Source organism: Oceanimonas marisflavi (genome assembly GCF_003049725.1).
GTDB classification, from domain to species: Bacteria; Pseudomonadota; Gammaproteobacteria; order Enterobacterales; family Aeromonadaceae; genus Oceanimonas; species Oceanimonas marisflavi.
In genome coordinates, this window is sequence record NZ_QAGM01000015.1 from 19,949 (window position 1) to 40,862 (window position 20,914).

Genomic DNA, 20,914 nt, shown 5'->3' on the forward strand with positions numbered 1-20,914 from the left:
CAAGCCCTTTTTCATCAATTATTCGTTTTTGGGCCCAATAATCGCGTGGTCCAGTCATCCACCCGGCCGGCGGCCAAATAATCCGCCGCTTTTTTGCGCCAGCTGGCGGATAATTGTTCGGTGGCGGCCAGCTCACGCAAGCCGTCGGCATCAAAGCCGCGGTTAAACACAATATCGCCGGCGCGTGCTACCGGCATATTCGGGCAGGGCCGCTCCACCAGCTCAAGGGACGCGGTGGGCGTGACCCGGCCTTCTTCCAGCACCCGCAGCAACCAGCCGGTGCGGCCGTTGGCCTGCATCAGCACCGAGAAAAAGTCATGGCCAAAGCGGGCATTGAGCTTGTAACAGGGCGAGCGGGGTTGGCTGATCTGCACCAGGGCTTCACCCAGCCGGAACACATCGCCGATGCAAGCCTCACGCTCGGTGAGGCCACTGCCGGAAAGGTTCTCGCCAAAGGCGCCGGGTATCAGCCTCTCACTGCTGCCAGCCAGCCCCATGCCCTCAAACCACTGGCACCATACCGGGTAATGCTCTGCCGGATAGTAATGCAACGCCCGCTCCGGCCCGCCGTGAAAGCGGGTGGAAACCTGCACGTCCCCTTCCAACCCGGTACGGCGGCAAAACAGACTGTTACCCACCGGCTTTTTATCGATGCCGCTGTCGATGCCCGGCGCCAGCGGCCGTGCCTTTCCGGCCAACACAAGAACCTGCATGCCGCTCCCTCTAAAAATACTTCCATATAAAAACACTATTTGCCGTTCCCGGAAAGCCGGATCTGCGACAAAAGTGGCCTCAAACAGCAACCTCACCACGGCCACGGCCTTGATAATGACGCCGGTTGCACCCAATAATCCTTAACATGCCATTCCAGCGGAGCCCATCCTTGAAAATTGCCTTTTTCAGCAACCGTCCCTATATGCAAACGCCCTTTAGCGAGCAAAACCGCCGGCACGGCTTTGATATTACCTGGTTTGATGCCGGCCTGAACGCCGACACCGCAGTGCTGGGCCGGGGCTTTGACGCCGTTTGTGTGTTCGTCAACGATCATCTGGATGCGCAGGTGATCCATACCCTGGCCGAGGGTGGTGTTAAATATATCGCCCTGCGCTGCGCAGGCTATAACAATGTCGATTTGCAGGCCGCGGCCGAGGCCGGCATGGCTGTGGTGCGGGTGCCCGCCTACTCTCCCGAGGCGGTGGCCGAGCATACCGTGGGGCTGATGCTCACCCTCAACCGCCATATTCACAAGGCCTACCAGCGCACCCGGGACGCCAACTTCTCTCTCAACGGCCTGGTGGGCTTTAACATGCACGGTAAAACCGCCGGCATTATCGGCGCCGGAAAAATCGGCCTGGCTACCCTGCGCATTCTTCGAGGGCTGGGCATGACCCTGCTGGTACATGACCCTTGTCAGGACGATGAGGTACTGGAGCTGGATGCACAATATGTGTCACTGGATCGCCTGTTTGCCGAGTCGGACGTGATCAGCCTGCACTGTCCGCTCACCCCCGATAACCATCATCTGCTCAACCGCGCCAGCTTCGCCCGAATGAAGGACGGCGTGATGATAATCAACACCAGCCGGGGCGGCCTGCTCAACACCAGGGATGCTATTGAGGCCATCAACAGTGGCAAAATAGGTCATCTGGGGCTGGATGTGTACGAAGAGGAAGAGCATCTTTTCTTTGAAGACAAATCCTGTGAAATCATTCAGGACGACACTTTCCACTTGCTCTCCACCTACCCCAACGTCATTATCACTGGCCATCAGGCATTCTTGACAAAGGAAGCACTAAGCGAAATAGCACGGGTCACCCTCGACAACCTGCAATGCCTGGCCGATGGCCAGCCCTGCGATAACAAGATCAACTAAGGAGCCTTTTATGAAACTCGCCCTTGCTGCCACCACCGCCCTGCTGCTGACCGCCTGCAGCAGCGGCCTCAAGGTCACCGAATCGGATCTTCAGCATCACCACTGGAACCTAGCCGCCATCGACGGCGTGGCCGTGGGCGCCGATATTCAGTCGGATCTGGAAATTGGCGAGCACTTCTCCATTAACGGTCAGGCCGGCTGCAACCGCTTTTTTGGCAGCGCCACCCTGGAGCAGGGCATGCTCAGGGCCGAGCCTCTGGGTGTGACCCAGATGGCCTGCGCCCCCGCAGAGCAGAAGGTGGAAACCGCCGTGCTCAACACCCTGACCAAGGGCGCGGCCGTCAGCCACGACGGCAAGCAGCTGGAGCTCAAGGGCAAGCAGCATACCCTGACCTATGAACTGGCCGACTGGATGAAGTAATGAGCGAACAGTTTCTTGTCTGCCCGGCCTGCCAGGCCCGCAACCGGGTGCCGGCCGAACGCCTGCAACAGGGTCCAAAATGCGGCAAGTGCAAGGCGGCGCTGACCCCGGCCAGCGTACTTGAGCTGGATGGCCCCAGGCTTGACCGGTTGATTGCCAACGAAAGCCTGCCGCTCGTCATCGACTTCTGGGCGCCCTGGTGTGGCCCCTGCAAGATGATGGCGCCGGTATTTGAGGCCGCCGCCGGCGAGCACGCCGGCCGGCTGCGCCTGGCCAAGCTCAATACCGAGGCGCATCAGCAGGCGGCGGCCCGCTTTGGCATTCGCTCCATTCCCACCCTGATCGTATTTAAAAACGGCCGGGAAGTGGCCCGCCAGTCCGGCGCCCTGTCCGCCGGCCAGCTGGCGCAGTGGCTGCAGCGGCAGCTCACTCACTGAAAGCCGGCGGCGGTGTCAGCCATTGGCTCGTCCCGCCGCCTCCTCGAGCAAAAATTCACGCAATCGCATCGCCGCCTCCCCTTCTTTCAGGGCATGAGGGTACACCAGCCAGTATCCCTTTCTGGAAGGCAGAGCCGTATCAAATGGACACACCAGCCGCCCGGCAGCCAGCTCGTCTGCCAGTACCGCCACCCTTCCCAGAGCCACTCCCTGCCCTGCCGCCGTAGCCAGCAGCAAACTACCGGCATCGTCGATGATAGGGCCCTTTTCCGCATTGGTCAGGTTCAGTCCGTGCAGGGCCAGCCAGCGTTGCCAGTCATCCCGGCTGTCCTCATGCAGCAGCACGAATTCTTCCAGCTCGGCCGGATCGGTCAGCCGCCGGCCGGCCAGCAGGGCCGGGGCGCAGACCGGCTTAAGATCACCCGACAATAACGGCTCCGCAGTCAGGCCCGGCCATTCGCCCTCTCCCCAGCGAATAGCCATGTCCGCCTCACCGCCCAACAGATCCACCACCGCCAGTGAATGATGCAGTTTCAGCTCGATATCGGCATGTTTATGCCAGAAACGCCCCAGCCGGGTGACCAGCCACTTGGTTGACAATGCCGGGGTCAACGACAGAGTCAACTGACGCGGTTGCGCCGCTCTGTGGTCATTCAGAGTACGGGCAAGGGCCGTCAATTGTGGCTCCAACTCCCGAAACAGGCGCTTTCCCTGCTCGGTCAGGCAAATCCCCCTTTTCAGCCGCCGAAAAAGGGTCGCATCGAGCCAGGTCTCCAGTTGCTTGATTTGATGCGTCACGGCTGGCGGCGTAATACACAGCTCATCGGCCGCTTTGCGAAAACTGCCATGCCGGGCACACGCCTCAAAGGCCTGCAAACATGCCATGGGAGGTAAGCGGTATTTCATGGGTATGGTTAAATCCTGTTTAATCAATGGCTCAACATTAGTCAATTGAGGCCAGTCTGACATCACTCTAGGCTTAACCACAAGTTAACAATTCATCAACAAAGTGGCCAAGGAGAGAGTGTGATGACCAGCAACACAGGGCAGATATATCCCTACATTCCCAATACCGCACCCGGCATACGCGAACAGATGCTCGCCGCCATCGGGGTTGAGTCGATAGAAGATCTGTTGGCCGGTATACCCGCCGAGCTGAGGTTGAACAGACCGTTAAATTTCCCTGAACCCTTTACGTCCGAATATGCCCTGAAACGTCATGTTGACCGGCTGCTCGGCACCAACACCGGTTGCCATGAGGTGATCAGTTTCCTCGGTGGCGGCTGTTATCAGCATCATGTGCCGGCGGTGTGCGACGAAATTAATGGCCGTTCGGAATTCCTGACCGCCTATGCCGGTGAGCCCTATGATGACCATGGTCGCTTTCAGGCCATGTTCGAGTACTGCTCCATGATGGGCGAACTGCTCAATATGGACGTCGTCAGCGTTCCCTGCTACGACGGCTTTCAGGCCAGCGCCTCCGCCCTGAGCATGGCCAGCCGGCATACCGGTCGGCGCAAGGTGCTGCTCCCCGCCAATATCAACCCGGACAAACTGGCCATGATTCGCACCTATTGCCGGTCCAGCCTCGAGCTGGTCATGGTGCCCATGGACAGGCACACCGGCCTGTTCGATATGGAACAGCTTAACCGTCAGCTGGATGATGACTGCGCCGCGCTCTATTTCGAGGTCCCCGCCTTTCTGGGCCAGGTAGAGGACGGTCAGCGGCTTACCCGTATGGCCCATGATGCCGGCGCTCTGGCCGTGGTTGCAGTGGATCCGTCCTCGCTCGGGGTGGTGGCACCACCGGCGGATTACGGTGCCGATCTGGTATGTGGTGATATTCAGCCCCTCGGCATTCACATGCAGTATGGCGGCGGCCACGGTGGATTCATTGCCAGCCACGATATCCCGGAGCTGGTCATGCAGTACCCTTCCCGGCTGTTTGGCATCGCCCCCACCAAAGAGCCCGGCGAATATGGCTTTGGCGATGTCGCGTTCGACCGCACTTCATTCAGCAAGCGGGAAAACGGTAACGAGTTTGTCGGTACCGCTTCCGCCCTCTGGGGCATTACCGCCGGTGTCTACCTCGCCACCATGGGTCCCAACGGCATGAGTGAGCTCGGCCAGGGCATTATGGAGCGGCTTGCCTATGCCATGGCCCGTCTGAGTGAGTTGCCCGGCGTCACCCTGCCCTTCTCTGGCCAGGCGCACTTTAAGGAATGCGTGGTCAATTTTGATGCCACCGGCAAGTCAGTGGCCGACATCAGCCATGCCCTGAGAGAGCGCGGTATTTTTGCCGGCCATGATCTGTCCTGCGACTTTCCGGCACTGGGGCAAAGCGCCCTGTTCTGCATCACCGAAGTACACACCCAGCACGATATCGACACCCTCTGTCATGCTCTGAAGGAGATCATTGAGTAATGGAAAACATCACCCAGCACCGATACGAAAACGGACGCCCGCGCCCTCGTCGTTATCATCAGGCCCGGTGGGACGAGCCCATTATTTTTGAACTGAGCACGCCGGGGGAGCGGGGCATACTGGTCCCTCCCGCCGAAGAAGACATCAAAGGCGCAGCAGGCGACGTGCTCGCCCGGCTGCCGGCCGGCATGCGCCGGCGTCAGGCACCGGCACTGCCTGAACTGTCCCAGAACCGGGTTTTGCGTCATTACCTGCGACTGTCCCAGCAAAACCTGGGCGCCGATCTGAATGTCGATATCGGCCAGGGCACCTGCACCATGAAGTACAACCCCAAGGTCAACGAGCAGCTGGGTCGGCAACCCAAAATGACCGAACTTCACCCGCGGCAGCACGAAAGCACCGTCACCGGCATTCTTGACATCATGACCCGTATGGAAGCCATTCTGAAGGATGTGTCGGGCATGGACAGGGTGTCGTTCCAGCCCCGAGGCGGCTCTTCTGCCATCTACGCCAATGCGGCCATCATCAGGGCCTACCATGAGTCCCGGGGAGAAGCCGCACAACGTGATGAAATCATCACCACCATGTTCAGCCATCCCTCCGACGCGGCCTGCGCCAAGCTCTGTGGCTTCAAGGTGATCACCCTGTACCCGGGAGAACAAGGCTATCCCAGTATGGATGCGCTGGCAGCCGTGCTGTCGGAACGCACCGCCGGAATGATGATCACCAATCCGGAAGACACCGGCATTTTCAATCCCGATATCGCCAGGATGGTCGACATGGTGCATCAGGTCGGCGGGCTGTGTGCCTACGACCAGGCCAATGCCAATGGCCTGCTCGGCATTACCCGGGCCCGGGATGCCGGCTTTGACCTGTGCCATTTCAATCTGCACAAAACCTTTGCCACCCCTCATGCCTGTGGTGGTCCGGCGGTAGGCGCCATGGGCGTGACCGAGGCGCTGGCCCCCTTCCTGCCTTACCCTGTGGTGGAAGCCTCCGTTGACGGCCCCCGGCTGGCCGAGGCCGGGCCGCTCAGCATCGGCAAGGTGGGAGCCTGGGCGGGTTGTGCCTCCATTGTCATGCGCGCCTATGCCTGGGTGATGAACCTGGGGGCAGACGGCCTGAAGACCGTCTCCGAGATGGCCGTACTCAATAACAACTATCTGATGAAGCGGCTGCTCGAGCTGCCGGGTATAGAAGTGCCCTATACCGGCAATGGTCCGCGCATTGAGCAAGTGCGTTACAGCTGGCAAAAACTGTATGAGGAAACCGGGATCACCACCGAGCAACTGGGCCTGCGCCTGGCCGACTTTGGTCAGCACTACTGGACCAGCCATCATCCCTATGTTGTCCCGCAACCGGCCACACTGGAGCCTACTGAAGCCTACTCCATGAAAGACATCGACGAATATGTCGATACCCTGGCGCATGTGGTGGATGAGGCCTACCGGCAGCCGGAGCTGGTCGCTTCGGCTCCCCATAACTGCCCCATTCACCAGATCAATGATGAATGCCTTGACGACCCTGAACGCTGGGCCGTTACCTGGCGAGGCTACCAGCGCAAGCTGGCCGGGTTTCAGGCATGAAAATCGGCTTCATATTGAACCCAATTGCCGGCATTGGCGGCCCGGCCGGGCTCAAAGGCAGCGATGGGGCCGAGATCCAGTCCAGGGCCATGGCCCTGGGCTCGGAGCCGGGCTCCCTGCACCGAGCAAGGCAGACGCTGTCAGCACTGGCCCGTGCCGAAACCGCTATTCGCTGGCTGAGTGCCGGCCCGGATATGGGTCATGAGCTGCTGACCGAGCTGGGGTTCAGCCCCGAACGCTGTTATCAACACGCCCGGCCCAGCCAGGCCCGGGATACTCGGGATGCGGCAGCCGCCATGCTCGCCGCCGGTGCCGACCTGCTGCTGTTTGTGGGTGGCGACGGCACCGCCCGCGACCTGCTGGACGGCACTCAGGGGCAATGCCCGGTGCTCGGCATTCCGGCCGGGGTCAAGATCCAGTCTGCAGTCTATGCCGTCAGCCCGTCTTCTGCGGCGCGCGTCATTCAGGAACTGACTGGGCGTCCCCGCTGGCAGCAAGGCTGCCAGCAACGCGAAGTCATGGATCTCGACGAATCCTTGTTCCGGCAGGGCAAGGTGTCGCCCCGGCTCTATGGCTACCTGCCGGTGCCGGACTGCGGGCATCGCCTGCAGGGAGCCAAGGCCCGTCATCCCGGTCGTGATGAGGCCGCCGCCGCTGCCATTGCCCATTATCTGCAGCGGCAGATGCAACCCGACACCCTGTATGTGCTCGGCCCGGGATCGACCACCTATGCCCTGAAACAGCGCCTGGGTGGCGGTACCTTGCTGGGCGTTGATGTATACCGGAACCGGCAGCCACTGGCGCTGGACGTCAATCGTCGCCAGTTGCTGGCACTGGAATCCCGGCACCCCTGGGAAGTCATGGTGACCTGCATCGGCGGACAAGGCTTCATTCTGGGACGCGGTAATCAGCAAATCGCTCCCGAACTGTTTGCCGCTCCCCGCCATGCCCGGCTGCGATTGCTTGCCACGCCCGCCAAGCTGGCAGAGCTGGCCGGCCGGCCTCTGCTCAGCGACAGTGGTTCGGCCGAGCTGGATCAACATTTCAATGGATATCACCGCATCGTGACCGGCCCCGGGGAAGAAACCTGTTACCCCGTGTGTGCGGCACATTATTAAAGGAGTAATGACATGAACAGATTTGACTCACAGGTTGTACTGGTCACCGGCGGCGCCAGTGGCATAGGCAGGGCCAGCGCCCTGGCCTTCGCCGCCGAAGGCGCCAGGGTGGTGGTGGTGGACATGAACCGGGAGCTGGGAGAAGAAACTGCCGCCCAAATCAGGCATCAAGGCAGCGAAGCCGTCTTTATTGAGGCCAATGTATCCAAGGCCATCGAATGCCAGAACGTCATGCAGCGAACGCTGGAAACCTTCGGCCGGCTGGACGTGCTGTTCAACAATGCCGGCATCACCCGCCGTGCCGATGTGGTGAATACGACCGAACAGGAATGGGATGCGGTGATGAACACCAATGTGAAGTCCATCTTCCTGATGTGCAAGTATGCCGTTCCCATCATGCGGGCCCAGGGCGGTGGCGCCATTGTCAATACCGCTTCCGGATGGGGCATTCTGGCCGGCAAGGATGCCGTCTCTTACTGCGCGTCCAAGGGAGCCGTGGTCTTGCTGACCAAGGCCATGGCCATAGATCACGGCCCTCAGAAAATTAGGGTCAATTGTGTCTGCCCCGGTGATACCGATACCAACATGCTGCGCGATGAGGCCCTGCAACTGGGACAGGCCGAAATGGCCCTGGTGGAAGCCGGCATTGATCGCCCGCTGAAGCGGGTTGGCACACCGGAAGACATCGCCAGGGCGGTACTGTTCCTGGCCAGCGATCAGGCCTCCTTTGTGACCGGCAGCGCCCTGATCGTGGATGGCGGCGGCCTCGCCGGTTCGGCGTAAGGAGTCATTATGAAACCACTGGCTCTGGAACTGCTTCAGATACGCAAGAGCTTCGGTGACAGCGATATTCTCAAGGGAGTGGATTTGCAGGCTCATGAGGGAGAAGTGATCTCCATCATCGGCTCTTCCGGATCGGGAAAAAGTACGCTGCTGCGCTGCGCCAACCTGCTGGAACGCCCTTCCGGGGGCGAAATCCGTTTGTTCGGTGAGCACCTGCAACTGCAACCGGAGTCGGACGGGCAACTGAATGCTGCGGATCACACCCAGCTGCGCCGGCTGCGTCTGCGGCTGGGGTTCGTGTTTCAAAGCTTCAACCTCTGGCCTCACATGACCGTGCTCGAAAACATTATGGAAGCGCCGGTACATGTGCGTGGTCAGCCCAGGGAAGAAGCCGAGGAGCAGGCCATGGCGCTGCTCAGGCGGGTTGGCCTGGAAAACCGCGAACATCACTATCCGGCCCACTTGTCCGGTGGTCAGCAGCAGCGGGTGGCCATCGCCCGCGCTCTGGCCATGTCACCCGATATTCTGTTGTTTGACGAGCCGACCTCGGCCCTGGATCCGGAGCTGGTATCGGAAGTGCTCAACGTGATCCGCGATCTGGCCGAGGAAGGCAGAACCATGCTCATTGTCACTCACGAAATGCGGTTCGCCCGTGATGTATCCAGCCAGGTGATGTTTTTGCACCAGGGCCGGGTGGAGGAAAAGGGACCGCCACGGCAGCTGTTTGAACAACCCCGTTCACAACGCTGCCGGGAATTTCTGCAGAGTTGTTACTGACCGTTGAGGTCAATCAAGGAGGATTTACAACATGAAGAAAACATCACTGATACTGCTGCTCGGCACCCTGTGCCATGCTCCGGCCTGGGCCGGCGAACAGATCCGCATCGCCACCGAAGGCGCCTGGCCTCCCTTCAACTATGTTGACGAACAGGGCGCGGTAAGCGGCTTTGATGTCGATATCGCCCGCGCGCTTTGTGCGCGAATGCAGACGGAATGCGAGATTGTGGTCAATGACTGGGATGGCATGATCCCCGGACTGCGTACCCGCAAGTTTGATGCCATCGTCTCCAGCATGTCCATTACCGAAGAGCGCCAACGCCAGGTGGATTTTACCGACAAGTATTATTCCGGCGGATTGCGCTTTGTGGGCCCGCGCGGTGCCGAGGTCGATGTCTCTCCCGAGGCGCTGAAAGGCAAGGTCGTTGGCGCCCAGCGTGCCACCATCGCCAGCCAGTATCTGGAAGATCACCTCGCCGACGTGGTGCAGATCAAGCTCTATGACAACCAGGAAAACGTGTACCTGGACATGCAGTCGGGACGGCTGGAGTTGTTCCTTTCCGACGAGCTGCCTACCCATCAATGGCTGCAAACCGGCAACGGCCAGCAGTTCGAGTTCAAGGGCGAGTCCTTTGCCAGGGAAGATATCATCGGCATCGCAATCCGCAAGGGAGATCCGCTCAGGAACCGGTTAAACCAGGCGCTGTCGGCCATTCTGCAGGATGGCACCTACCAGAGCATCAACGACAAATACTTTCCCTTTTCCATCTACTGATTCTCGCATCGTCTCAAGCCATCGAGTAAGGAGAAAGTCATGTGGTGGGAACTCCACGGTTTCTGGCCCCAGCTGCTGCTGGGGACTCTCATGACCATAAAACTGGCACTCTGTGCGCTGGTACTGGGGCTGGGCATCGGCCTGGCCATGGCCTGTGCACGTCTGTCATCCAGCCGCCTGCTGGCCGGACTGGCCAGGCTGTATACCAACGTCATCCGTGGCGTTCCCGAGCTGCTGGGGGTTCTGCTGATCTACTTCGGCGCCTCCCAGCTGGTTCAGCTGGCCGGCAACTGGTTCGGCTACCGGCAATACATTGAAGTGGGCCCCTTCATTGCCGGCGTCCTGGCACTGGCACTGGCCTTTGGCGGCTATGCCGCAGAAGTGTTCCGGGGGGCGTTTCTCGCCATTCCCCCCGGTCAGTATGAGGCCGCCAGGGTTCTGGGCATGGGCCGGCTGCGCTGCTTCTGGCGTATCACCCTGCCCCAGCTCTGGCGTACCGCCCTGCCCGGCCTGGGCAACCTCTTTCTGGTACTGCTCAAGGATACCGCCCTGGTTTCGGTCATTGGCCTGGAGGAGCTGATGCGCAAGGCTTCTCTTGCCGTCACCTATACCCGGGAGCCTTTCACCTTCTATTTCACCGCCACCCTGATGTATCTGCTGCTGACCTGGATAACCATGCAGTTGCTGGCCAGGCTGGAACAACGCAGCCGCAAAGGATTTAACGGAGGTCTGTAATGGACTGGAGTGTCATTCTGGAATACTGGCCCCGGCTGCTGAAAGGCGTTTGGGTCACCCTCGAGCTGGTCGCACTGTCCTGTCTCATCGGTGCTCTGCTGGCGCTGCCGCTGGCACTGTGTCGCCTGTCTGCACGCAGCTGGCTGCAGCGTCCGGCCAGAGCCTATATCTTTTTCTTTCGAGGCACGCCACTGCTGGTGCAGATTTTCCTCATTTACTACGGTGCTTCCCAGTTTGAACCCTTGCGCAACAGCCCGCTATGGCCTCTGTTTGCCCAGCCCTATTTTTGTGCCGTGCTGGCCTTCAGCCTCAATACCGCCGCCTATACTGGAGAAATTCTGAGAGGCGCCCTGCAATCCATTCCGGCCGGTGAAATAGAAGCATGCAAAGTACTGGGCATGCCACCGTCACTCATGCTCAGGCGCGTCCTGCTGCCTCGGGCTTTCGGCACCATGCTGCCCGCCTATGGCAATGAAATCATTCTGATGCTCAAAGGCAGTGCGCTGGCCAGCACCATTACCCTGATGGATCTGACCGGTGTCACACGCACGGTGATCGCTCGAACCTATACCCCCATTGAGCTGTTTATGGCTGCCGGCGCCATCTATCTGGTGCTGACCCTGCTGGTGTTGACCGGCTTCCGGGTGCTGGAATGCCATTTCAACCGCTACCGCCAAGCGGGATAGGACCGGAGGCTGGAAGACATCATAATATTTGAAACAGTCGGACGAATTTCTCCGCTGTGTCCCACCGCTCGGTTTGCCCATAATGATTGATATATCCGAAACACACAGGAGGGCTGCTTATGGGCAAGCTGATCGAGGGCGTCTGGCACGACGTCTGGTACAACACCGACAAGAACAAGGGCCGCTTTGAGCGCAGCGAGAGCCAGTTCAGAAACTGGATCACCGCCGACGGCAGCCCCGGCCCCACCGGCCAGGGTAGCTTTGCCGCCGAGCCGGGCCGTTATCATCTTTATGTGTCCCTGGCCTGCCCCTGGGCCCACCGCACCCTGATCCTGCGCCGGCTGAAGGGGCTGGAAGAGGCCATCACGGTGTCTGTGGTGCACCCGTTAATGAAGGAGCACGGCTGGACCTTTGCCAGCGATGATGAGGGGGCCACCGGCGATCTGCTCTACGGCCACCAGTATCTGCACCAGCTCTACACCATGGCCGACAAGCACTATTCGGGCCGGGTCACGGTTCCCCTGCTGTGGGACAAGCAGCGCCATACCATTGTCAGCAACGAGTCGGCCGATATTATTCGCATGCTGAACAACGCCTTTGATGCCGTGGGCGCCGCCGAAGGGGACTATTATCCCGCCGAGCTCAGGGAAGATATCGACGCCCTGAACCAGATCATTTATGACAAGGTCAATAACGGCGTATACAAGGCCGGCTTTGCCACCTCCCAGGCCGCCTACGACGAGGCCATTCGGCCACTGTTTGCCACCCTGGACGAGCTGGAGCAACGGCTGGGCCGGCAGCGCTGGCTGCTCGGCAGCCGGCTGACCGAAGCGGACATTAGGCTGTGGACCACGCTGGTGCGCTTTGATGCGGTCTATCATACCCATTTCAAGTGTGATCGCCGCCGTATCAGTGATTATCACAACCTTTACGGTTTTCTTCGGGACCTCTACCAGCAGCCTGGCGTGGCCGGCACCGTCAACATGGCGCACATTCGCCATCATTATTTTTGCAGCCACACCATCATCAACCCCCACGGCATCATCTCCATCGGCCCGGTTCAGGACTGGTGGCAGACCCACGACCGCAGCACCCGGTTTCAGTGAGGGACCACACCATGACATCACGTACCATCACCACCAGTTATGCGGCCCTGGACACGCAGGACGGCGCCGGCGTGCGACTACGCCGAGTGCTTGGCCAGCGTCCGGATCAACGCCTGGATCCCTTTCTGATGATGGATCACTTCGCCTCGGATGAAGCCGCCGACTACCTTGCCGGCTTTCCCGATCATCCGCACCGGGGATTTGAAACCATCACCTACATGCTCGACGGTCATATGCTGCACCGGGATCACATGGGCAACGAGGGCCACCTGCGCCCCGGTGATCTGCAGTGGATGACCGCCGGCCGGGGCGTGATCCACTCGGAAATGCCCCAGCAGGAAGCCGGGCGCATGCAGGGCTTTCAGATCTGGCTGAATCTGCCTGCGGCACTCAAGATGCAGCCGGCCCGCTATCAGGACATTGCCGCGGCCGAGCTGCCCCGCATTGTCCTGCCGGGCGGCGGCGAGCTGGTGCTGCTGGCGGGCAACCTGACCCTGGCGGATCAGCGCTGGCAAGGCCCCATTCAAAGCCCACACACTCGGCCGCTGATTGCCGATATTCGCCTCGCCGCCGGCGAACGGCTGACCCTGCCGCTGGCGAAGGAGCTCAGCGCCCTGCTGTATTCGTTTGAGGGCGAGATCCGTGTCGGTGAGCAGTTACTGCCGCAAAAGCAAAGCGCCCTGCTGGGCGCCGGTGACACCCTGGCGCTCACCGCCGGGCCGGAAGGCGGCCGGCTGCTGTTGCTGGCCGGACACCCGCTCAACGAGCCGGTGGTGCAATACGGCCCCTTCGTGATGAATACCCAGGCCGAAATCGAGCAGGCGATCATGGATTACCGGACCGGCAAACTGGTATAACAGGCATTTTCAGCCAACGGGAAATCATCATGGATGCGCTCGAGCAACAACGCCTGAAACGTATTCTTTCCGACACCCGCACCATCGCCATGGTGGGTGCGTCAAACCGCCCGGAGCGGGTCAGCTATCAGGTGATGGACTACCTGCAACAGCAAGGCTACCGGGTGTTTCCGGTCAATCCGCAACTGGCCGGCGCCGTGATACTGGGAGAGACCTGTGTCTCGGGCCTGGAAGATCTGGATCAGCCGGTGCAGCTGGTGAACGTGTTCCGCCGGGGTGAGTTCGCCGCCGACATCGCGCTGGACGCCATCGAGCACGAAGCCCTGTGCCTGTGGCTGCAGCAGGGCGTGACCAGCACCGCCGCCGCGGAAGCCGCCGCCGAGGCCGAGCTGGAATATGTGGAGGATTACTGCATCAAGGTGGCCCACCGGGAACTGTTGGGCGGCCCAATGTAACGGGCCGGTGCCTGCCAGCCAGAAAGTGCCGGCCGAGTGTCACCCCAGCGCCGGCTTCTGTTCCAGCAGCTCAAAAAAGGCCCGAACCGCCGGCATTGGGTATGCCTCCTTCAGACAGACAAAATACTCGGTCACATTGAGCACCGCATCCCGAATCGACAGCGCATGCAGCCGGTTGTCGTTGCCCACCTCACTGGCGCCGATCACGCCGATACCGAGTCCGGCGGCCACCGCTTCCCGCATGCCTTCACGGCTGCCAATCTCAAGCAGCTTGCCCGGCCTGATATCGTGCCGGCGCATGGCCTGCTCAAAAATGGCCCAGGTATTGGATCCCCGCTCCCGCTGGATCAGCTGCTGGCCGTCCAGTTCGCTGAAATGAATGCTGCTGCGTCGGCCCCATTCATGCCCTTTTGGCACCAGTACCACAATCTGGTCCTTGCGATAGGGCAGCGCATGCAGACGGTTGTCCTCGATGTATTCGGGCATAACGCCAATGTCGGCGCGCATATCGTACAAATCGTTCAGCACCCGCTCGCTGTTGCCAAACTGCACCGACAGTGAAATATCGGGATAGCGCCGGTAAAACTCTCCCAGCAGCGGCACCACCAGATAAGGGCTGTCGGCCACCACGCTGATCCTGCCGCTGATCAGCCCCTGCGCCCGGGACAGCAACTGTTCCGCCTCCGCCTCGAGATAGGACTGGCGACGGGTAATCTCCAGCAATGCCCGGCCCAGTCCGGTCAATACCACTCCCCGCCCGTGACGCTTGAACAGCTTGACGCCATAACGCGCTTCCAGGGATTTAACGTGATCCGACAGGGTCGGCTGGGTCACATGCAGGGATTCTGCCGCCTTGGTGTAACTGCCCTGGCTGGCGACCGCATGAAAGGCCCGGAGCTGTGCATAATTCATTGATTACACCTATATCATGAATACAAATTATCGATTTGTTGGATATTTTTAAAGCTATTACAAATAGCAGTGCAAAGCAAAAAAACCGTGTTCAGTCTTACCGCCTAAAACCAGAGGGTGACATCATGAAACCAATCGCACTTCCCGACAGCCCCTACCTTTTGCTGACCCCGGGTCCGCTGACCACCACCGCCAGCATCAAGCACAAGATGATGGCCGATGCCTGTACCTGGGATGACGATTACAACAATGTGGTGCAGCAAATACGTGCCCGCCTGGTACGGCTGGCCACTCCACAATCCGGCTATACCTCGGTACTGATGCAGGGCAGCGGCACCGCCAGCGTCGAATCGGTTATCGGCTCGGTCATTCCCGGGCAGGGCAAACTGGTGGTGGTCGCCAACGGCGTCTACGGCCAGCGCATCGCCCAGATCGCCAGTTATCTGCGCATCCCCCATCACCTGCTGGACGCCGGCGAAACCGCAGGCCCGGATCTGGCTGCCCTGGAGCAGTTGCTGGCCTCGGATCCGGCGATCACTCATGTAGCCGTGGTGCACTGTGAAACCACCACCGGCATGCTCAACCCGATTGAAGCGGTGGGAAAAATAGTCAAGGATGCCGGCAAGATCTTTATTGTCGATGCCATGAGCAGCTTCGGCGGCATTGAGATGGATATGGATCAACTGCAGATCGATTTTCTGATCAGCAGCGCCAACAAATGCATTCAGGGGGTGCCCGGCTTTGGCTTTATCATCGCCAAACGCAGCCGCATGGAAGAGATCAAGGGACGCGCCCGCTCCCTGAGTCTGGATCTTTACGATCAATGGAAGTGCATGGAGGAGCACAACGGCAAATGGCGTTTCACCTCTCCGACCCATGTGGTGCGGGCCTTTGCCCAGGCACTGAACGAGCTGGACGCCGAAGGCGGTATTGCGGCGCGGGCCGGGCGCTACCGCAACAACCACAGGGTGCTGGTCAACGGCATGCGCCGGCTTGGCTTTCAGACCCTGCTGCGGGGCAGTCAGATGTCACCCATCATTACTTCCTTTTACAGCCCGGCGCACCCGGACTACCGTTTTCAGCGCTTTTACAGCCTGCTGAAACAACGGGGCTTTGTGATTTACCCGGGCAAGGTGTCCAACGCCGACTGCTTCCGTATCGGCAATATCGGCAATATTCACCCCGCCGACATAGAGCGGCTGCTGGCCGCCATCGGCCAGAGCTGCTACTGGGAGCACAAAGCATCCACCGTTGCCGCCACCGGCACCTGAAACCGGAACCAGACATTCAAGGGAGCCTGCCTCTCAAGCGGCAGCCTCCCTTGTCACCCCGGCCCCCTTGTGTCCGGTGCTGTTCATATCTCTTTTGATTACCAACGGGCAACTCTTGCCCGCTGACGCTGTCTCCCCCCGCTATTCTTCTGCTTCCGGCAAGCTTCTGCCGCCGTATTTTTGTTGGCAATGCTTGTCTCATCATCCAAACGCCCAATAGCTTTAATCGGAAATATAGCCTGCGGCAATAGGTTTCATACTGACAAACGATTTGTTGTCAAGGGCCAGACGCTCGATTCTGTTACCTCCAGTTAACAAGGAAGTAACGATGTGAGGTGTACCCATGAAAAATCTGTTCTCAGTACGCAATGCACGGTTCGAACGCTGGCGCTGGCAAATCTTTGCGGTGACCTGGCTGGCCTATGCGTCTTTCTACTTTACCCGCAAGGCGTTCTCGGTCGCCAAGATGGGCATTGAAGAAGACGGCGCCTTTGAGCTCACCAAGGAAATGATGGCCAATATCGATGCCTCCTACCTGATTGCCTATGCCATCGGGCAATTTATGTGGGGCATGTTTGCCGACCGCTTTGGCACCCGCAGGGTACTGATTGGCGGCCTGCTCGCTTCCATCGTAGCGGCACTGATGATGGGACTGTTCCATGGCGCCATGATCTTCCTGATCTTTATGTTTGTGCAGGGTCTGGCCCAGTCCACCGGCTGGTCCTCACTGTGCAAGAACGTAGGTAACTTTTTCTCCCGCCGCGAGCGTGGCCGCGTTATGGGGCTGTGGTGCACGAATTACGCCTTTGGCGGCCTGGTGGCTTCTCCCTTCGCCGGCTGGGTGGCCTATGACCTGTTCGACGACTGGCGAATGGCCTTTGCAGCCAGTGCCGTGGTGGTCGGTGTGGTCGTGGTACTGGTGATGCTGTTCCAGCGCAACAAGCCCGAAGACATTGGTCTGCCCACCATAGAGGAATACCATCAGGAGCCGGTGGACGAACTGGATATCGACAACGCAGACAAGGCCCATGGCTGGGCCGAGGTCAAGGCGGTGTTGTCCAACAAGGTGGTGTTGCTGCTGGGCCTGATTTATTTCCTGCTCAAACCGGCCCGCTACGCCATTCTGCTGTGGGGCCCCTATATCGTCTATCAGGAACTGTCCGATGTCTCCAAGGCCGAAGCTGCCGCCATTCCGGCCGCCTTTGAGTTCGCCGGCCTGTTTGGTCCCGTGATCCTCGGCTTTATGTCCGACAAGCTGTTCCGCTCTCGCCGCATGCCGGTGTGCGCCATCAGCCTGCTGCTGCTGACGGCGGCCCTGGCTGCCTTTATGCCGGTGGTTCACAGCGGCAGCATCGCCATGGTGGTTGGCATGCTGTTTTTAATCGGCATTACCCTTTACGGGCCCGACTCCATGGTCAGCGGCTCGGCGGCGGTGGACTTTGGTACCCGCAAGGGCGCCGGTACCGCCACCGGTTTTGTTAACGGCTGTGGCTCCATCGGGGCGGTGCTGGGCGGCCTGTTGCCGGGCTATTTCAGCAACGAAAGCATCTTTATCGGCTTTGCCATCTGTACCTTTGTTGGCGGCCTGCTGCTGTTGCCGCTGTGGAACCTGCTGCCAAAAAGCCATGACGAGCCGGCCGGCGACGACGCCCAGACCGACGATCTCAAGGCGGTCACCAGCCAGTAATACATTTCAATGACAATAACCTTCAGGGGCGTCCACGGACGCCCCTGTTGCGTTTGGCGCGCCACGCAGACCTTGATATCGGTTAATCCTATATCAAAAATAAAAACTAACGATTAGTGCTATATCTGGCCGGCCGGTAGATTGAACTCATGATTTGTTAACCCGCTGTTACTGCAACTGCTACGGAGAAAACACCATGAAGGACACCATGATAGAGGTCAACCAACGCCGCTACCGTCTTCCCACTCAGGCCCCCGTGGTGGTGGTCTGTATTGATGGCTCCGAACCGGCCTATGATGGCTGCGATAACGGCGGCTATATCGAGCGGGCCGTCGAGGCCGGATGCGCTCCGTTCTTTGAATCCATGATGAAGACCGGCACCTACCGCACCGCCAATTCGGTAGTGCCCAGTTTTACCAACCCCAACAACATTTCCATTGTCACCGGTGTGCCGCCCCGGATACACGGCATCTGCGGCAACTTCTTTCTGGACACCGAGCAGGATCAGGAAGTGATGATGAACGACCCCCGCTATCTGCGTGCTCCGACCCTGTTTGCGGCCATGCAGCGGGAAGGCGCCAAAGTGGCGGTGCTCACCGCCAAGGACAAGCTGCGCAAGCTGCTGGGCCATGGTCTGGACTTCGCTCAGGGCAGCGCCATCGCCTTTTCTGCCGAAAAAGCCGATGAGGTCAGCCTGGCGGAAAATGGCATCGACAACATTCTCACTCGGGTCGGCCTGCCGCTGCCGGCCGTCTACTCCGCCGATCTGTCGGAGTTCGTGTTTGCCGCCGGGGTCGAGCTGATGAAACATGAACGCCCCGATATCATGTATCTCTCCACCACCGATTACATTCAGCACAAGCATGCGCCGGGCACTCCCGAAGCCAACGCCTTCTATGCCATGATGGATCGCTACCTGGGGCAGCTGCACGAGCTGGGCGCCGTGATTGGCGTCACCGCCGACCATGGCATGAAGGCCAAGCACAATGCCGAGGGCCGGCCCGAGGTGCTCTATCTGCAGAGCGAGCTGGATCAGTTGCTGGGCGCCGGCCAAAGCCGGGTAATCCTGCCGATCACCGATCCCTATGTGGTGCACCACGGCGCCCTGGGCGGCTTTGCCACCGTTTACCTGACCGATCCGGAGAATGCCGCCCGGGTGCTTCCGGCCCTGGAGGAATACGCCGGCATCGAGGCGGTCTACCACCGCGATCAGGCCGCCGAACAATTCGAGCTGCCGGCAGACCGTATCGGCGATCTGGTGATCGTCTCCCGCGCCGGCTGGGCGCTGGGCAGCAGCCCGGATCAGCATGATCTGTCCGGCCTTAACGAGCCGCTGCGTTCTCACGGCGGCCTGTCGGAGCAGCGTGTGCCCTTTCTGCTCAACCGCCGGATTGAATGGAACAACGACCAGCTGCGCAATTTCGATATCTATTACGCCGCCCTGAACGGCTGACCCACAACAGCATTCCGCCGCGCCCTGTCATGGCGCGGCCATCTCTCAGACAGGCCCGGCAGGGCTAGGGAAACGAGGAAAAGCCAATGAGCAACTTTCATATTCGCCACGAAGCCATGCGTATTGCCGGTCAGCGGGTCGATAACGATCGCCGCATCGAGGTGCGCTACCCCTATACCAACGAGGTGATCGGCAGTGTGCCCTGCGCCACCGTCGAAGACGTCAGGCATGCCTTTCGCACCGCAGCCGACTACCAGCCGGCGCTGAGCCGCTACGATCGTCACCGCATTCTGCAGCGCACCGCCGAGCTGCTGATGGCGCACAAGGAGGAGCTGTCCGATCTGATCACCCTGGAGGCCGGCATCAGCAAAAAAGACTCCCTGTACGAAGTCACCCGCGCCTACGATGTGTTCATGCTGTCCGGGCTGCTGTGCCTGCAGGATGATGCCGAGGTGTTTTCCTGCGACATTACCCCCAATGGCCAGAAGCGCAAGATCTACACCATGCGCTCGCCGCTGCGGGCCATCGCCGCCATTACCCCTTTCAACCATCCGCTGAACCAGGTGGCCCACAAGATCGCGCCCTCGATCGCCACCAACAACTGCATGGTGCTCAAGCCGTCGGAGAAAACCCCGCTGACCGCCCTGCTGCTGGCGGATCTGCTCTACGAGGCCGGGCTGCCGCCGGCGATGTTCTCGGTGATCACCGGGGATCCGGCGGAGATCTGCGATGAAATGCTGACCAGTGAGCACTCCGACATGATCACCTTCACCGGCGGCGTGGAGATCGGCAAATACATTGCCGGCAAGGCCGTGTACAAGCGCCAGTTGCTGGAGCTGGGCGGCAATGATCCGCTGATCGTAATGGAAGACGCGGATCTGGATCGCGCCGCCACCCTGGCGGTAAACGGCGCCACCAAGAACTCGGGCCAGCGCTGCACCGCCGTCAAGCGGATCCTGGTGGTGGAGTCGGTGGCCGATCGTTTTGTCGAGCTGGTGACCGAAAAGGCGAAAGCCATTCGCTGCGGCGATCCCATGTCGCCGGACAGTGACATGGGCACCGTTATCGACGAAGAAGCCGCCATGCTGTTTGAACGGCGGGTCAATCTGGCGCTGGAAGCCGGTGCCGAGCTGAAATACGGCCATCAGCGCAACGGCGCCCTGTACGGCCCCACCGTGATCGACCGGGTGCCTCCCGAGGCGGAAGTGGTGCTGCAGGAGACCTTTGGCCCCGTGATTCCGATCATTCGCTGCCCGGACGATATTGAGCAGGTGATTCAAATCTCCAACTCCACCGCCTACGGCCTGTCATCCGGGATCTGTACCGACAACCTGAAGTACATCACCCGCTTTATTGAAGGGCTGCAGGTAGGCACCGTCAATGTGTGGGAAGTACCGGGCTACCGTATTGAAATGTCTCCCTTCGGCGGCATCAAGGACTCCGGCCTGGGTTACAAGGAGGGGGTGCTGGAAGCCATGAAGCACTACACCAACCTGAAGACCTACTCCCTGCCCTGGTAATGCCCCATAACATCAGGCCCGTATCGGGCCTGGTGTTA

The 20,914-nt window shown here is 60.0% G+C and carries 21 protein-coding genes; 18 read left to right on the plus strand and 3 right to left on the minus strand.

Annotated elements, in window-relative coordinates; genetic code table 11:
• Positions 1–14 precede the first annotated feature (14 nt).
• Positions 15–713 (minus strand): MOSC domain-containing protein, encoded by a 699-nt coding sequence (locus tag DA373_RS10575; protein ID WP_107852339.1) that lies wholly within the window; start codon positions 711–713, stop codon positions 15–17.
• Positions 714–883: 170 nt separating this feature from the next.
• On the opposite strand from DA373_RS10575, the gene DA373_RS10580 reads away from it, so the two are divergent.
• From DA373_RS10580 to trxC, 3 genes are read left to right on the plus strand one after another with little or no spacing between them, the layout of a single operon-like run.
• Complete coding sequence (locus DA373_RS10580) at positions 884–1,873, plus strand: 2-hydroxyacid dehydrogenase (RefSeq protein WP_107852280.1); 990 nt, start codon at positions 884–886, stop codon at positions 1,871–1,873.
• Between the two features lie 10 nt (positions 1,874–1,883).
• The gene (locus DA373_RS10585; RefSeq protein WP_107852281.1) at positions 1,884–2,294 is read left to right on the plus strand and encodes an META domain-containing protein; all 411 of its coding nucleotides are present in this window, start codon (positions 1,884–1,886) and stop codon (positions 2,292–2,294) included.
• The gene (gene trxC / locus DA373_RS10590; protein ID WP_107852282.1) at positions 2,294–2,731 is read left to right on the plus strand and encodes a thioredoxin TrxC; all 438 of its coding nucleotides are present in this window, start codon (positions 2,294–2,296) and stop codon (positions 2,729–2,731) included. Before DA373_RS10585 ends, trxC begins: the two co-directional genes overlap by 1 nt.
• A gap of 15 nt (positions 2,732–2,746) precedes the next feature.
• On the opposite strand, the gene gcvA is transcribed toward trxC, so the two are convergent.
• Positions 2,747–3,700, minus strand: coding sequence for a transcriptional regulator GcvA (gene gcvA / locus DA373_RS10595; protein WP_107852283.1), 954 nt, complete (start codon positions 3,698–3,700; stop codon positions 2,747–2,749).
• Between the two features lie 60 nt (positions 3,701–3,760).
• Here gcvA and gcvPA point away from each other — a divergent pair, with 60 nt between their 5' ends.
• The 11 genes from gcvPA to DA373_RS10650 all read left to right on the plus strand — a co-directional run bounded on the left by gcvPA (position 3,761) and on the right by DA373_RS10650 (position 14,033).
• The gene (gcvPA, locus tag DA373_RS10600; protein WP_107852284.1) at positions 3,761–5,155 is read left to right on the plus strand and encodes an aminomethyl-transferring glycine dehydrogenase subunit GcvPA; all 1,395 of its coding nucleotides are present in this window, start codon (positions 3,761–3,763) and stop codon (positions 5,153–5,155) included.
• Positions 5,155–6,741, plus strand: coding sequence for an aminomethyl-transferring glycine dehydrogenase subunit GcvPB (gcvPB, locus tag DA373_RS10605; RefSeq protein ID WP_107852285.1), 1,587 nt, complete (start codon positions 5,155–5,157; stop codon positions 6,739–6,741). The genes gcvPA and gcvPB overlap by 1 nt, the downstream gene beginning before the upstream one ends.
• Positions 6,738–7,859 (plus strand): ATP-NAD kinase family protein, encoded by a 1,122-nt coding sequence (locus tag DA373_RS10610; RefSeq protein WP_107852286.1) that lies wholly within the window; start codon positions 6,738–6,740, stop codon positions 7,857–7,859. Before gcvPB ends, DA373_RS10610 begins: the two co-directional genes overlap by 4 nt.
• Positions 7,860–7,871: 12 nt before the next feature.
• A complete protein-coding gene (locus DA373_RS10615; RefSeq protein WP_107852287.1) occupies positions 7,872–8,642 on the plus strand; it encodes an SDR family NAD(P)-dependent oxidoreductase in 771 nt (256 codons plus the stop codon).
• A gap of 9 nt (positions 8,643–8,651) precedes the next feature.
• A complete protein-coding gene (locus tag DA373_RS10620) occupies positions 8,652–9,419 on the plus strand; it encodes an ATP-binding cassette domain-containing protein (protein WP_107852288.1) in 768 nt (255 codons plus the stop codon).
• A gap of 31 nt (positions 9,420–9,450) precedes the next feature.
• The gene (locus DA373_RS10625; protein WP_107852289.1) at positions 9,451–10,194 is read left to right on the plus strand and encodes an ABC transporter substrate-binding protein; all 744 of its coding nucleotides are present in this window, start codon (positions 9,451–9,453) and stop codon (positions 10,192–10,194) included.
• A gap of 39 nt (positions 10,195–10,233) precedes the next feature.
• The gene (locus DA373_RS10630; RefSeq protein ID WP_107852290.1) at positions 10,234–10,929 is read left to right on the plus strand and encodes an ABC transporter permease; all 696 of its coding nucleotides are present in this window, start codon (positions 10,234–10,236) and stop codon (positions 10,927–10,929) included.
• Positions 10,929–11,615 (plus strand): ABC transporter permease, encoded by a 687-nt coding sequence (locus DA373_RS10635; protein ID WP_107852291.1) that lies wholly within the window; start codon positions 10,929–10,931, stop codon positions 11,613–11,615. Before DA373_RS10630 ends, DA373_RS10635 begins: the two co-directional genes overlap by 1 nt.
• Before the next feature lie 119 nt (positions 11,616–11,734).
• Positions 11,735–12,721 (plus strand): glutathione S-transferase family protein, encoded by a 987-nt coding sequence (locus tag DA373_RS10640; RefSeq protein WP_107852292.1) that lies wholly within the window; start codon positions 11,735–11,737, stop codon positions 12,719–12,721.
• 11 nt (positions 12,722–12,732) lie between these two features.
• Positions 12,733–13,578 (plus strand): pirin family protein, encoded by an 846-nt coding sequence (locus DA373_RS10645; RefSeq protein ID WP_107852293.1) that lies wholly within the window; start codon positions 12,733–12,735, stop codon positions 13,576–13,578.
• A 29-nt stretch (positions 13,579–13,607) separates the two neighbouring features.
• Complete coding sequence (locus DA373_RS10650; RefSeq protein WP_107852294.1) at positions 13,608–14,033, plus strand: CoA-binding protein; 426 nt, start codon at positions 13,608–13,610, stop codon at positions 14,031–14,033.
• 39 nt (positions 14,034–14,072) lie between these two features.
• On the opposite strand, the gene DA373_RS10655 is transcribed toward DA373_RS10650, so the two are convergent.
• On the minus strand, positions 14,073–14,945 hold the full coding sequence (locus DA373_RS10655; RefSeq protein ID WP_107852295.1) for a LysR substrate-binding domain-containing protein: 873 nt from the start codon (positions 14,943–14,945) through the stop codon (positions 14,073–14,075).
• A 125-nt stretch (positions 14,946–15,070) separates the two neighbouring features.
• On the opposite strand from DA373_RS10655, the gene phnW reads away from it, so the two are divergent.
• The 4 genes from phnW to phnY all read left to right on the plus strand — a co-directional run bounded on the left by phnW (position 15,071) and on the right by phnY (position 20,876).
• A complete protein-coding gene (gene phnW / locus DA373_RS10660) occupies positions 15,071–16,216 on the plus strand; it encodes a 2-aminoethylphosphonate--pyruvate transaminase (RefSeq protein ID WP_107852296.1) in 1,146 nt (381 codons plus the stop codon).
• A 343-nt stretch (positions 16,217–16,559) separates the two neighbouring features.
• The gene (locus DA373_RS10665; RefSeq protein WP_107852297.1) at positions 16,560–17,903 is read left to right on the plus strand and encodes an MFS transporter; all 1,344 of its coding nucleotides are present in this window, start codon (positions 16,560–16,562) and stop codon (positions 17,901–17,903) included.
• A gap of 196 nt (positions 17,904–18,099) precedes the next feature.
• A complete protein-coding gene (gene phnA / locus DA373_RS10670) occupies positions 18,100–19,356 on the plus strand; it encodes a phosphonoacetate hydrolase (RefSeq protein ID WP_107852298.1) in 1,257 nt (418 codons plus the stop codon).
• 86 nt (positions 19,357–19,442) lie between these two features.
• Positions 19,443–20,876 (plus strand): phosphonoacetaldehyde dehydrogenase, encoded by a 1,434-nt coding sequence (phnY, locus tag DA373_RS10675; RefSeq protein ID WP_107852299.1) that lies wholly within the window; start codon positions 19,443–19,445, stop codon positions 20,874–20,876.
• The last annotated feature ends 38 nt before the right edge of the window (positions 20,877–20,914 follow it).